The 12,756-nt window shown below is 47.8% G+C and carries 12 protein-coding genes, 2 tRNA genes and 2 rRNA genes; 3 read left to right on the top strand and 13 right to left on the bottom strand.

What is annotated here, in order from left to right; genetic code table 11:
• Positions 1-207: 207 nt before the first annotated feature.
• Positions 208-942: a type II CAAX endopeptidase family protein gene (locus tag NYE68_RS03585; RefSeq protein ID WP_007408860.1), complete on the top strand. Its 735-nt coding sequence runs from the start codon at positions 208-210 to the stop codon at positions 940-942.
• Positions 939-1,130 (top strand): YdiK family protein, encoded by a 192-nt coding sequence (locus tag NYE68_RS03580; protein ID WP_003155975.1) that lies wholly within the window; start codon positions 939-941, stop codon positions 1,128-1,130. The genes NYE68_RS03585 and NYE68_RS03580 overlap by 4 nt, the downstream gene beginning before the upstream one ends.
• A 38-nt stretch (positions 1,131-1,168) precedes the next feature.
• Here NYE68_RS03580 and tatC read toward each other — a convergent pair whose 3' ends face one another.
• Genes tatC through moaC form a run of 4 tightly spaced genes read right to left on the bottom strand, consistent with a single transcriptional unit; the run spans position 1,169 to position 3,279 of the window.
• Complete coding sequence (gene tatC, locus NYE68_RS03575; protein ID WP_094032596.1) at positions 1,169-1,927, bottom strand: twin-arginine translocase subunit TatC; 759 nt, start codon at positions 1,925-1,927, stop codon at positions 1,169-1,171.
• Between the two features lie 6 nt (positions 1,928-1,933).
• Positions 1,934-2,104 (bottom strand): twin-arginine translocase TatA/TatE family subunit, encoded by a 171-nt coding sequence (locus NYE68_RS03570; protein ID WP_003155981.1) that lies wholly within the window; start codon positions 2,102-2,104, stop codon positions 1,934-1,936.
• Between the two features lie 18 nt (positions 2,105-2,122).
• A complete protein-coding gene (locus tag NYE68_RS03565) occupies positions 2,123-2,770 on the bottom strand; it encodes a redox-sensing transcriptional repressor Rex (RefSeq protein WP_003155984.1) in 648 nt (215 codons plus the stop codon).
• Positions 2,767-3,279: a cyclic pyranopterin monophosphate synthase MoaC gene (gene moaC / locus NYE68_RS03560; protein ID WP_324636081.1), complete on the bottom strand. Its 513-nt coding sequence runs from the start codon at positions 3,277-3,279 to the stop codon at positions 2,767-2,769. The genes NYE68_RS03565 and moaC overlap by 4 nt, the downstream gene beginning before the upstream one ends.
• Before the next feature lie 139 nt (positions 3,280-3,418).
• On the opposite strand from moaC, the gene NYE68_RS03555 reads away from it, so the two are divergent.
• On the top strand, positions 3,419-5,347 hold the full coding sequence (locus tag NYE68_RS03555) for an ABC-F family ATP-binding cassette domain-containing protein (protein ID WP_015239290.1): 1,929 nt from the start codon (positions 3,419-3,421) through the stop codon (positions 5,345-5,347).
• A 223-nt stretch (positions 5,348-5,570) separates the two neighbouring features.
• Here NYE68_RS03555 and tsaD read toward each other — a convergent pair whose 3' ends face one another.
• The 9 genes from tsaD to NYE68_RS03510 all read right to left on the bottom strand — a co-directional run bounded on the left by tsaD (position 5,571) and on the right by NYE68_RS03510 (position 12,669).
• Entirely contained in the window at positions 5,571-6,611 is a 1,041-nt protein-coding gene (gene tsaD, locus NYE68_RS03550; RefSeq protein ID WP_324636082.1) for a tRNA (adenosine(37)-N6)-threonylcarbamoyltransferase complex transferase subunit TsaD, read from the bottom strand.
• Positions 6,604-7,059: a ribosomal protein S18-alanine N-acetyltransferase gene (gene rimI, locus NYE68_RS03545; protein ID WP_003155993.1), complete on the bottom strand. Its 456-nt coding sequence runs from the start codon at positions 7,057-7,059 to the stop codon at positions 6,604-6,606. Before rimI ends, tsaD begins: the two co-directional genes overlap by 8 nt.
• Positions 7,060-7,069: 10 nt before the next feature.
• Positions 7,070-7,759 carry a tRNA (adenosine(37)-N6)-threonylcarbamoyltransferase complex dimerization subunit type 1 TsaB gene (gene tsaB / locus NYE68_RS03540; RefSeq protein ID WP_033574938.1) on the bottom strand — a complete coding sequence of 230 codons (690 nt, stop codon included), beginning with the start codon at positions 7,757-7,759 and terminating at the stop codon, positions 7,070-7,072.
• Positions 7,740-8,216, bottom strand: a complete 477-nt coding sequence (gene tsaE, locus NYE68_RS03535) for a tRNA (adenosine(37)-N6)-threonylcarbamoyltransferase complex ATPase subunit type 1 TsaE (RefSeq protein WP_007408853.1) — start codon at positions 8,214-8,216, stop codon at positions 7,740-7,742. Before tsaE ends, tsaB begins: the two co-directional genes overlap by 20 nt.
• 15 nt (positions 8,217-8,231) lie before the next feature.
• Complete coding sequence (gene thiL, locus NYE68_RS03530) at positions 8,232-9,209, bottom strand: thiamine-phosphate kinase (protein WP_324636083.1); 978 nt, start codon at positions 9,207-9,209, stop codon at positions 8,232-8,234.
• A 181-nt stretch (positions 9,210-9,390) separates the two neighbouring features.
• Positions 9,391-9,467, bottom strand: a tRNA-Asp gene (locus tag NYE68_RS03525).
• A gap of 10 nt (positions 9,468-9,477) precedes the next feature.
• A tRNA-Met gene (locus NYE68_RS03520) sits at positions 9,478-9,554 on the bottom strand.
• A 19-nt stretch (positions 9,555-9,573) separates the two neighbouring features.
• Positions 9,574-9,689 (bottom strand): 5S ribosomal RNA (gene rrf, locus NYE68_RS03515).
• A gap of 50 nt (positions 9,690-9,739) precedes the next feature.
• Positions 9,740-12,669, bottom strand: a 23S ribosomal RNA gene (locus NYE68_RS03510).
• Positions 12,670-12,756 lie beyond the last annotated feature (87 nt).

Genomic DNA, 12,756 nt, shown 5'->3' with positions numbered 1-12,756 from the left:
GTAATTTTAGCACTCAGCTCTAAAGAGTGCTAACACAGTTATTATAATAAAGAATCTCACTTCCAATTTCAAGTCATAAGAATAAAAAATTTTCACGCTTACATGATTCTCTCTCACACTGATTTTCTCCTTTTTTCACGTCAAGTTCACTTGTGTTACAATAAGAACAAATAAGTTGATTTTATAGGATAAAGGAGTACATATCATTTGAGAAAACAGTATTGGTATATCATTTTGACATATGTTATCATGCAGCTTTCCGCATTGATCGGCATTCCTTTAATGTACAAATTCGGCTATGCGGGCGGGCACCCTACGAATGCGAATCTCACCATGGCTCAGGGGATTTATTCCGTCGTAAGCTTTTTCATCTGCCTGATTATCGTTCTCTTGATTTTGAGAACCGCGCCGAAGCAGACATTAAGAAACGGGAAGAAAGCATCCGCCGGCATGTCCGTTCTCTGGGCGGTCGCGGGAATATGGCTCGCTTTATTTTCTCAGGGAATCGCCGGGATGATTGAGCAGTATGTCTTTCATGTGGGCAGCGGTTCCGAAAACACGAAAGCCATTCTCAGCATTATTAAAGCCATGCCGCTCATGATTATCGTTTCTTCTATCGTCGGGCCGATTCTTGAAGAAATCATTTTCCGGAAGATCATTTTCGGTGTATTATATGAAAAAACGAATTTCTTTATCGCCGGACTGATCAGTTCCGTCATTTTCGGCATTGTGCATCAAGACCTCACGCACCTGCTGCTGTATACGGCCATGGGCTTTACCTTTGCGTTCTTGTATGTGCAGACGAAACGGATTATTGTGCCGATATTCGCCCATGTCATGATGAATACCATTGTCGTGGTCATGCAGCTCGGCCCCGCCCAAAAATATATTGAACAGCATAGTGAGCAAATGCAATTAATTATTGGAGGATTGTTTGTATGAGGAACCCAATGACTTGGGGCTTGATTTATTTCGCAGTCGGCTGTATCTTTACGTATTTGGCCGCAAGCTCTCCGGGAAGCATGTGGTCTTTTTATTCCATACTGCTGATGGTTTTCGCCGCTTATAATATCAGCATCTCGTTTAAAATGTTCGCTTTCTCATTTAAAGTGAAGAAAAATCAAAAATAAAAGAAAAGCCATTTCTCATCATTGAGAAATGGCTTTTTTTATGCTGATACGTCCTGATCGGATTCACTGCTGGTCTGCCTTTTCCGATACGCCGCTTTTGAGATAAGAATGCTGATCTCATATAAAATGCAAAGCGGAATGGTAATCATCAAGTGAGACAGCAGCTCAGGCGGCGCAATCATCGCGGCGATCACAAGCAGCACAAAATACGCGTACTTCCTGATCTTCGATAAAAACATCGGCGTGATAACACCGAGTCTCGTTAAAAACATGATCAGCACCGGCATCTGAAACAGCAGTCCGAACGGAATCGTCAGCTGCAGCAGAAAATGAAAGTACTCGGTGATCCCGATCACCTGGTTGACATCGAGGTCATTCGAGACCCGCTTCATAAAATCAACGACCAGCGGAAATAAAATATAATAAGAAAACGACACACCGCCGACAAACAGCACGATCGAAATCGGAATATAGCTGAGTGTTACTTTGCGCTCCTTCTCATACAGGCCCGGGCTGACAAACGCCCAAATCTGATAGAGAATAATCGGCGAAGTCAAAATGATGCCGATGATAAACGCGAACTGCAAAAAGATAAACAGCGGATCCGTCAGGTTAAAAGCATTAAGGGTGAGCTCTTTTACTTCATCGGCTTTTTGAAGATACACAATGATAGGTTTTGCCAGAAAAAAGCCGGCAATAAAGAAAACCGTAAAGGATAACGCCACAATCAGCAATCGTTTCCGAAGTTCGGCAATATGCTCCACAAGCGTCATTTGATTCACTCTCATACGCGTCATCCTATCTTACTGTTCTTCTTTCTTTTTTTCCTCTTCTTCACCGGCTAATCCCTTAGTAGCGTTCTTAAATTCACGAAGCGTGTCCCCCGCCGCTTTTCCTAATTCGGGAAGCTTCTTCGGACCGAAAATAATCACCGCCACCACACCGATAACCGCCAGGCTTCCAGGACCGATCATGTGCAGCTCCTCCTTTCGCTATTCAATTTCTTCCAAAACAGAATAATGCTTTAAGAAATAAACCAATGATTGAAGCTCTACAGCTAAATCTATATGATGAATTCGAATGTGATCCGGCACATTCAAACGGGCCGGCGTAAAGTTAAGGATTCCCTTGATTCCGAGCGACACGAGCCGGTCGGTGATTGACTGGGCGGCAACCGCAGGAACGGTAAGAATCGCCACGGGTTCATCCTTAATGTGAAGCTCTAAATCATTAAGATCAAAGACAGGCACACCGCCTACCTCAGTTCCTATTTTACTCTGATTCACATCAAAAGCCATAGATATTTTTGTGTTATTATTTTTTGTGAAATTATAGTGAAGAAACGCCGTCCCTAAATTCCCGACACCGATCAAAATGACGTTCGTCGTTTCATCCTGATCCAGTGTTTTTCTGAAAAATGACAGCAGGTAATCCACATTATAGCCGTATCCTTTTTTGCCGAGCGCCCCGAAATAGGAAAAATCCCGGCGGATCGTGGCCGAATCGACTTTTACCGCGTCGCTCAGTTCAGCTGATGAAACGCGCTGTTTTCCTGACGCGTGTAAATTCTTTAAAAAGCGATAATAAAGCGGCAGCCGTTTTGCCGTCGCCTGTGGAATTTTTGATTGATCCTTGTTCATGATTGGTCCTCCACTTTATACTCAGATGCATCTCTTTTAAAATCACCGTTTTTGCCTCCTGCTTTTTCCATGAGGCAGGTCGGGCCGATGACCATTCCTTTATCCAGCGCCTTACACATGTCATACACGGTCAAAGCGCAGACTGAAGCGGAAGTTAGCGCTTCCATTTCCACACCTGTACTCCCTTTCGTTTTTACGCTTGCCTGTATATGAAGAACGGCTTCGGAATCCTTTTCCTCCCAGCCGAATGAAATGTCGACGCTGCTTAAAGAAAGCGGGTGGCACATCGGGATAATCGCTGACGTCTGCTTTGCGGCCATAATTCCTGCCACCTGTGCGACAGCCAGCACGTCTCCTTTTCCGATCTCGCGGTTTTTGATTCTGCTGTACACGTCATGCTTCATGTGTACGCTGGATATCGCAGCGGCAGTACGGACTGTTGAAGATTTATCGCTTATATCCACCATGCGGGCACGGCCTTCTTCATTAAAATGAGAAAATCCATTCATATTTAAACTCTCCTTACTTCTGATCATACACTATTTTCTCCCTGATGTCTTATCCTATAATGTTCCAATTCTGATGTATTGTTTGCTGACAGCAGGTTGATAAGCTACACTTAACTTATTATAACAGAGGTGAAATAATATGATGATCTTACAAATTAATCAGCTATCCAAATCTTTTGGCGCTGATCCTATTTTAAACAATATAAAGCTTGAAGTCAGATCTCGGGATCGCATCGCCATAGTAGGCAGAAACGGAGCCGGCAAATCAACTCTCCTTAAAATTATCGCAGGTCACCTTTCATATGAAAAGGGTGAATTAATCAAACCGAAAGAATTAACGATGGGATATCTTGCCCAGCACACAGGCTTGGAATCCCAGCTTACCATAAAAGAAGAACTGCTGAGCGTTTTTGATTTCCTGAAAGCAATGGAAAAAGAGATGCGCTCTATTGAAGAAAAGATGGCCACGGCCGCCCCCGCGGAGCTTGAGACGCTGATGAAAACCTATGACAGGCTTCAGCAGGATTTCAAGGATAAAGGCGGCTATCAATATGAAGCGGATGTCCGATCTATCCTTCACGGCCTCGGCTTCGGAAAATTTGACGATTCCGTGAAAGTGCAAAGCCTGAGCGGCGGCCAGAAAACAAGACTTGCGCTCGGAAAACTGCTGCTGACCCAGCCTGATCTGCTTATTCTGGATGAACCGACGAACCATCTCGACATCGATACGCTTACATGGCTTGAGCATTATTTACAGGGATATTCAGGCGCCATTCTGATCGTCTCCCACGACAGATACTTTCTTGATAAAGTCGTCAGCCAAGTGTACGAGGTCTCACGGACAGAAAGTAAAAAATATCTCGGCAACTACAGCGCCTATTTAGAACAAAAAGCTGAGCAGTACGAGAAAGACCTGAAGCTGTATGAAAAACAGCAGGACGAAATCGCCAAGCTTCAAGATTTTGTCGACCGCAATCTGGCCAGAGCTTCTACAACGAAAAGAGCCCAAAGCAGACGAAAACAGCTTGAACGGATGGACGTCATGGCAAAGCCGCTCGGGGATGAAAAATCAGCCGCCTTCCGTTTTGACATTACAAAACAGAGCGGAAACGACGTCCTGCGCGTACAGGATGTTTCCATCAGCTATGACGGCCAGCCGCCGCTCTTGAAAAACCTGACCTTCGGCATTACAAGAGGCGAAAGCGCCGCCCTCGTCGGACCGAACGGAATCGGCAAATCAACCTTGCTGAAAACCATTATGAACACGCTGAGCCCCGAATCCGGATCGATCACGTACGGTTCCAATGTCACAATCGGCTATTATGATCAGGAGCAGGCTGAACTGACCTCGTCCAAACGCGTGCTGGACGAGCTGTGGGATGAATATCCGGACATGCCGGAAAAAGAGATCAGGACATGCCTCGGCAACTTCCTGTTCAGCGGAGACGATGTCCTGAAACCTGTCCGTTCTCTAAGCGGCGGTGAGAAAGCAAGAGTCGCGCTTGCCAAGCTGATGCTGCAAAAAGCAAACTTTCTCATCCTTGATGAACCGACAAACCACCTTGACCTGGACAGTAAAGAGGTGCTGGAAAACGCCCTGATCGACTACCCGGGAACACTGTTATTTGTATCGCATGACCGCTACTTTATTAACAGGATCGCCACAAGAGTGCTGGAGCTGTCACCTGATCATGCAGAAGAATATTTGGGTGACTATGACTATTACACCGAGAAAAAAGCCCAGCAGCTGGAACTGGAAGAAATGAAGCGGCAGGAAAAAGAGCAGGCTCAGCCTGCCGGCAAGGTCAAACAGGATACGAAAAGAACTTACGAGGAAGAAAAAGAATGGAAGAAGAAAGAACGGCAGCGCCTGAGACGCATTGAAGAAATTGAAGCTGCCGTCTCATCCGCCGAAGAGAAAATCAGCGCCAATGAGGAGCTGCTGTGCGATCCTGACGTGTATCAGGATCATGAAAAGGTACAGACCATTCATGCGGAGAATGAAGCTCTGAATCAAGAGCTCGAAAACTTATTAGCAGAATGGGAGGAACTCTCCTCAGAAGAATAGAAAACGTCAAGCACCTCTTTAAGGGGTGCTTTTTTATCCACAGCTATCCTCCTTGTCAGCCATGTAAGTAAGCGTTTTATACACACTATCCACAAAATTTTCTGACTTTATCCACTTTACTAACAACTTACAGCCCCTTATCCAGCCTGGATTTCTGGATATATTCACAATCCTGTGGATATGTTGGAATTATCTGTTAATAAGTAAAAAAAAGCCTCACGTTTTACAACGTGAGACGATCAAAGGATGTTAATTCCAAACCGGGCTGTCCGTTCATATCATATGAGCCCCGAATCCCCTTTTCAAAAGCAACGGTTCCGGCAGCCGCAATCATCGCTGCATTGTCCGTGCATAAAGAAAGCGGCGGGATGACAAGCTCGGGATCTCCCGAATGGCTGAATTCCTGCTGCAGTGCGGCTCTCAACCCTTTGTTAGCGGCTACGCCCCCTGCCAGCAGCACTTGTTTCACCCCGTATTCTTTCGCGGCCTTAGAGGTTTTTGCCGTCAGTACATCAATGACACTCTGCTGGAAGCTTGCGGCAAGATCCTCCGGAGGAATCACCTCATTTTTTTGCGAGGCGTTATGAAGCGTGTTAATCACGGCTGACTTCAGGCCGCTGAAGCTGAAATTGTAAGACCCTTCTTCCAGCCACGCACGCGGAAGCGGAATGGAATCCGTTCCCACAGCTGCCAGCTTATCAATCTGCGGCCCTCCCGGATAAGGAAGCCCCATCGTTCTTGCCACTTTATCGTAAGCTTCGCCTGCGGCATCATCCAGTGTTTCACCGATAACCTCGAATGAACCGTGCTCTTTCATATAAACCAATTCCGTATGTCCGCCTGACACAACCAAAGCAAGCGCCGGGAATTGAAACTCTCCTATCAGCCTGTTTGCATAAATATGACCCGCGATGTGATGAACGCCGACTAGCGGTATTTGATGGGCAAAGCTTAACGCCTTTGCCGCATTGACTCCGATTAACAGGGCTCCGACAAGTCCGGGTCCTTCCGTTACGGCAATCGCATCAAGATCATCAAAGCCCATCTCCGCTTTTGAAAGAGCTTCCTCAATTACAAGGGTAATCTGCTCCACATGATGTCTGGACGCTATTTCAGGCACGACCCCGCCGAAACGTTTATGGCTTTCAATTTGAGAAGCGACAACGTTTGAAATAATTTCATTCCCGTTTTTTACGACTGAGGCCGCTGTTTCATCACAGCTTGTTTCGATTCCTAATACATAAATATCTTGTTTTTCACTCATGTAATGTCACCCACATTAATAACGCATCTTCTCCGTTATCTGTATAGTATTGTTTTCTGATTCCTCCGGCCTGAAGACCGAATTTTTTATATAAGGATTGGGCGGGATGATTTGAGACCCTGACTTCGAGAGAGAGCCTTCTTGCCTTTTTTTCTCTGCACAATTCTATCGCAGAGCGAAACAGCGCTTCTCCCAATGATTGGCCCCGATATTCCGGCTTAATGGCTATGTTCGTAATCTGCGCGTCATCTATAATAATCCAGATTCCGCAATACCCCGCCAGACAGCCGTCCTTTTCAATGACAAGGTAGTGGGCATACGGATTTTCCAAAAGCTCATGATAAAATGAATCCTTCGTCCACGGAGAAGTAAAGGATGCTGTTTCAATTTCATAAATTTGATCAATATCTTCCGGACGCATGCTTCGAATCGCCGTTTTCGTTTTCATCCCTATCACCCTATTTTTGAGATTCCATCCATTTCGCTTCAGCCTCTGCCAGACGCAAATAATCCGGAACAAGGCTGTGGACATCCGCTTCCTCTTTTTCCAAGCCTAAAAACGCCAGCTCTGACGGCCGCGGATTATGCTGTGCAGCCGTTCCAATCACTGCTTGAGATGTCAATTCATGAAGAATGGTTTCTTCATGAATGGCTGTATCGTGCCCTAAAAATAAAACCGGAGACGCTTTTTCTTTCAGCATGCCGAGCCAATCAGTCAAAAGGACATTCTGATCAGGAATAACGGATCGTAATCGGCCGTCCTGATATTCATAAAGCCCCGTATATACCTGTCCGCGCCGGGCATCAAATAACGGGCAGATCAGTCCTTGAAAGTGCCGTCCGTTAGCCGCCAGCACCTCCAGACTCGAGACAGCGGAAACCGGAAGCTTCAGCGACCATGCCAATGTTTTTGCCAGCGTCACACCGATTCTGACACCTGTGTATGAACCCGGTCCTTTCGCCACCGCTATTTTCGTAAGGTCCTGCGGTGTTAGGCCGCAATCCTTCAGCAATGAATTGACAGCAGGCATGGCCCGCACGGAATGATTCTTTTTTAAATATGTAATATACTCCGCCATCACCGTTTTGTCACGAACGAGCGCGGCACCCAACGTGTAATTTGACGTATCAATTGCCAGTATTGTCATGTTTATTTATCTCCTCACAAAGCGTTTCATACCGTGTTCCGCAAGCCGTAAAGGTAATGTCCCTTGCCTCATCACCGGCTCTTGTGATGACGATCTGCAGCCGTTCAGCAGGCAGCTGATCCTGAATTAAATGAGCCCATTCAATTAAACAGACGCCTTGTCCCTCAAAATATTCTTCAAGCCCTAAGTCTTCGCTTTCATCCTCCATACGATACACATCCATATGATATAGAGGAAGCGAACCGTCATGGTATTCTTTTATAATTGTAAAAGTCGGGCTGTTTACCACTCTCGTGATTCCCAGTCCTTCGGCAAAACCCTTTGTAAAAGTCGTTTTTCCCGCGCCTAAGTCGCCTTCCAGTGTCAAAATGTCTCCCGGCTTTGCCAAAGAAGCGGCAAGCTTGGCTACGGCTTTCGTTTCTTCGGGGTTTTTCGTTCTCCATTGTAATGTCTTCAAAGTGAGTCACCCGTCTTATTTAAAATGATTGTATCCTTTTTTCTCAAGGACGATTTGTCTCTGATCATTGGCTGTCAAAAGAACACATGCTTCCTTCCGTTCAGATACCGCTCCTATCTTCGCAATCGGAATGCCCGATTGAGCGCAGTAATCAAGCAGAGAGGTCCACTCTTGCTGAGAAACCGTTCCAACCAATTCAAAATCTTCTCCGCCGAATAACACCCATTTCTTCCACTCAGAATCTGCCTCAGGCAAATCCGGATGCACCGGCAGAAGTTGTTCTTTAATTTCTATCGTAACTGAACTTGCCGCAGCTATTTCATGCAGCTCACTAGCCAATCCGTCACTGATATCATTCAGAGCCGCGCGCTGAAGCTGAGAGCAGAAGCGGCCGACCTGAACTCTCGGAACGGGCCGTTTATGTTTTTGGATAAAATAATCAGTCGTATGAAAAGCAGAAGGGAGTGTTTCTCCCAATAAAAGAGACAGTCCTGCTGCGGACGAACCGATATCCCCTGTAACAAACACAACATCTCCGGGTCTTGCCGAGCTTCGCAGACAAGCGCAATCCTTCTCAACTTCTCCGATGACAGTAACGGTAATAACAGCTTGACCGGAAGCGGAGACGGTATCTCCCCCGATCAAATCCATTTGATATAGTTTCGCCAGTTCCGCCATTCCTTCATACATTGCCTGGACGTCAGCTTTCTGCCAGCAAGAAGGAACCGCTAGAGACACCAAATAAAACTTCGGAATGCCTCCCATCGCCGCCACGTCACTAATGTTAACAGCAAGCGCCTTATAACCGATATCATGAGGAGAGGAATACTCTAATTTAAAATGAACATTCTCCACCATTGTATCAAGGCAGACAATTTGCTGCATGTGGGGTGATGCTGTATAAACCGCACCATCATCACCGATCCCTACCTCGACGGAAGGATGATAATGCGAATGCGGTGTAATACTGTGAATCAAATCAAACTCATCCATATATCTCCCGTCTCCCTTTCTGACGCTCTTGTGAAATACAGCTCTTTCTAGTGTATCGGATTATGTTTCAATATCCAAGACTTTAACGATATAAAAGAAAGCTTGGTTAGATACCAAGCTGCCAGCATTAAAAGAAAACACAAAAAAAACGAAAACATGATCGTTTCGTTTACAATAAAAATGGCGGTCCGGACGGGACTCGAACCCGCGACCTCCTGCGTGACAGGCAGGCATTCTAACCAACTGAACTACCGGACCATTTATTTTTTGGTTGCGGGGGCAGGATTTGAACCTGCGACCTTCGGGTTATGAGCCCGACGAGCTACCGAACTGCTCCACCCCGCGATGATAAAATTTTAGAAAAGCTTGGCGGCGTCCTACTCTCACAGGGGGAAACCCCCGACTACCATCGGCGCTGAAGAGCTTAACTTCCGTGTTCGGCATGGGAACGGGTGTGACCTCTTCGCTATCGCCACCAAACCATTGAGAGTGTTCTCTCAAAACTAGATAACAGTAAGCATACATTCAAATTGGTTAAGTCCTCGATCGATTAGTATCTGTCAGCTCCATGTGTCGCCACACTTCCACCTCAGACCTATCAACCTGATCATCTTTCAGGGATCTTACTTCCTTGCGGAATGGGAAATCTCATCTTGAGGGGGGCTTCATGCTTAGATGCTTTCAGCACTTATCCCGTCCGCACATAGCTACCCAGCGATGCCCTTGGCAGAACAACTGGTACACCAGCGGTGCGTCCATCCCGGTCCTCTCGTACTAAGGACAGCTCCTCTCAAATTTCCTGCGCCCGCGACGGATAGGGACCGAACTGTCTCACGACGTTCTGAACCCAGCTCGCGTACCGCTTTAATGGGCGAACAGCCCAACCCTTGGGACCGACTACAGCCCCAGGATGCGATGAGCCGACATCGAGGTGCCAAACCTCCCCGTCGATGTGGACTCTTGGGGGAGATAAGCCTGTTATCCCCGGGGTAGCTTTTATCCGTTGAGCGATGGCCCTTCCATGCGGAACCACCGGATCACTAAGCCCGACTTTCGTCCCTGCTCGACTTGTAGGTCTCGCAGTCAAGCTCCCTTGTGCCTTTACACTCTGCGAATGATTTCCAACCATTCTGAGGGAACCTTTGGGCGCCTCCGTTACCTTTTAGGAGGCGACCGCCCCAGTCAAACTGCCCACCTGACACTGTCTCCCCGCCCGATAAGGGCGGCGGGTTAGAAGGTCAATACAGCCAGGGTAGTATCCCACCGATGCCTCCACCGAAGCTGGCGCTCCGGTTTCCAAGGCTCCTACCTATCCTGTACAAGCTGTACCAACATTCAATATCAGGCTGCAGTAAAGCTCCACGGGGTCTTTCCGTCCTGTCGCGGGTAACCTGCATCTTCACAGGTACTATAATTTCACCGAGTCTCTCGTTGAGACAGTGCCCAGATCGTTGCGCCTTTCGTGCGGGTCGGAACTTACCCGACAAGGAATTTCGCTACCTTAGGACCGTTATAGTTACGGCCGCCGTTTACTGGGGCTTCAATTCGCACCTTCGCTTACGCTAAGCGCTCCTCTTAACCTTCCAGCACCGGGCAGGCGTCAGCCCCTATACTTCGCCTTACGGCTTCGCAGAGACCTGTGTTTTTGCTAAACAGTCGCCTGGGCCTATTCACTGCGGCTCTCTCGGGCTTGCACCCTAACAGAGCACCCCTTCTCCCGAAGTTACGGGGTCATTTTGCCGAGTTCCTTAACGAGAGTTCTCTCGATCACCTTAGGATTCTCTCCTCGCCTACCTGTGTCGGTTTGCGGTACGGGCACCTCTCACCTCGCTAGAGGCTTTTCTTGGCAGTGTGGAATCAGGAACTTCGCTACTATAATTCGCTCGCCATCACAGCTCAGCCTTCACGGGAAACGGATTTGCCTATTTCCCAGCCTAACTGCTTGGACGCGGATATCCAATACCGCGCTTACCCTATCCTCCTGCGTCCCCCCATTGCTCAAATGGTGAGGAGGTGGTACAGGAATATCAACCTGTTGTCCATCGCCTACGCCTTTCGGCCTCGGCTTAGGTCCCGACTAACCCTGAGCGGACGAGCCTTCCTCAGGAAACCTTAGGCATTCGGTGGAGGGGATTCTCACCCCTCTTTCGCTACTCATACCGGCATTCTCACTTCTAAGCGCTCCACAAGTCCTTCCGGTCTTGCTTCACAGCCCTTAGAACGCTCTCCTACCACTGTTCGAAGAACAGTCCGCAGCTTCGGTGATACGTTTAGCCCCGGTACATTTTCGGCGCAGAGTCACTCGACCAGTGAGCTATTACGCACTCTTTAAATGGTGGCTGCTTCTAAGCCAACATCCTGGTTGTCTAAGCAACTCCACATCCTTTTCCACTTAACGTATACTTTGGGACCTTAGCTGGCGGTCTGGGCTGTTTCCCTTTCGACTACGGATCTTATCACTCGCAGTCTGACTCCCAAGGATAAGTCATCGGCATTCGGAGTTTGACTGAATTCGGTAACCCGGTAGGGGCCCCTAGTCCAATCAGTGCTCTACCTCCGAGACTCTTACCTTGAGGCTAGCCCTAAAGCTATTTCGGAGAGAACCAGCTATCTCCAGGTTCGATTGGCATTTCACCCCTACCCACACCTCATCCCCGCACTTTTCAACGTGCGTGGGTTCGGGCCTCCATTCAGTGTTACCTGAACTTCACCCTGGACATGGGTAGATCACCTGGTTTCGGGTCTACGACCACGTACTCAATTCGCCCTATTCAGACTCGCTTTCGCTGCGGCTCCGCATCTTCTGCTTAACCTTGCACGGGATCGTAACTCGCCGGTTCATTCTACAAAAGGCACGCCATCACCCGTTAACGGGCTCTGACTACTTGTAGGCACACGGTTTCAGGATCTCTTTCACTCCCCTTCCGGGGTGCTTTTCACCTTTCCCTCACGGTACTGGTTCACTATCGGTCACTAGGGAGTATTTAGCCTTGGGAGATGGTCCTCCCGGATTCCGACGGAATTTCACGTGTTCCGCCGTACTCAGGATCCACTCAGGAGAGAACGAAGTTTTGACTACAGGGCTGTTACCTCCTATGGCGGGCCTTTCCAGACCTCTTCATCTACCTCGTTCCTTTGTAACTCCGTACAGAGTGTCCTACAACCCCAAGAGGCAAGCCTCTTGGTTTGGGCTGGTCCCGTTTCGCTCGCCGCTACTCAGGGAATCGCATTTGCTTTCTCTTCCTCCGGGTACTTAGATGTTTCAGTTCCCCGGGTCTGCCTTCTCATATCCTATGTATTCAGATATGGATACCACTCCATTACGAGTGGTGGGTTTCCCCATTCGGAAATCTCCGGATCAAAGCTTGCTTACAGCTCCCCGAAGCATATCGGTGTTCGTCCCGTCCTTCATCGGCTCCTAGTGCCAAGGCATCCACCGTGCGCCCTTTCTAACTTAACCGTTAAAAAGAATCACTACGTGATATCTTGCATTACTAATTGAATGTGAATTACTTCTGTTATCTAGTTTTCAAAGAACAACGCATAG

Origin of the sequence: Bacillus sp. FSL R5-0447, from assembly GCF_038606125.1 — a bacterium.
Taxonomy (GTDB): Bacteria; Bacillota; Bacilli; order Bacillales; family Bacillaceae; genus Bacillus; species Bacillus velezensis.
The sequence above is the reverse complement of the archived record's forward strand: the minus strand, read 5'-3'. Positions and strand labels throughout refer to the sequence as shown.

Bases quoted from the DNA above. Each gene is read 5' to 3' on its own strand.
- tsaB (WP_033574938.1), bottom strand. From the start codon at position 7,759: ATGACAATACTGGCAATTGATACGTCAAATTACACGTTGGGTGCCGCG.
- NYE68_RS03570 (WP_003155981.1), bottom strand. From the start codon at position 2,104: ATGATCGGTCCTGGAAGCCTGGCGGTTATCGGTGTGGTGGCGGTGATT.
- NYE68_RS03555 (WP_015239290.1), top strand. From the start codon at position 3,419: ATGATGATCTTACAAATTAATCAGCTATCCAAATCTTTTGGCGCTGAT.
- NYE68_RS03565 (WP_003155984.1), bottom strand. From the start codon at position 2,770: ATGAACAAGGATCAATCAAAAATTCCACAGGCGACGGCAAAACGGCTG.
- rimI (WP_003155993.1), bottom strand. From the start codon at position 7,059: ATGAAAACGAAAACGGCGATTCGAAGCATGCGTCCGGAAGATATTGAT.
- tsaD (WP_324636082.1), bottom strand. From the start codon at position 6,611: ATGAGTGAAAAACAAGATATTTATGTATTAGGAATCGAAACAAGCTGT.
- thiL (WP_324636083.1), bottom strand. From the start codon at position 9,209: ATGGATGAGTTTGATTTGATTCACAGTATTACACCGCATTCGCATTAT.
- moaC (WP_324636081.1), bottom strand. From the start codon at position 3,279: ATGAATGGATTTTCTCATTTTAATGAAGAAGGCCGTGCCCGCATGGTG.
- NYE68_RS03580 (WP_003155975.1), top strand. From the start codon at position 939: ATGAGGAACCCAATGACTTGGGGCTTGATTTATTTCGCAGTCGGCTGT.
- tatC (WP_094032596.1), bottom strand. From the start codon at position 1,927: ATGACGCGTATGAGAGTGAATCAAATGACGCTTGTGGAGCATATTGCC.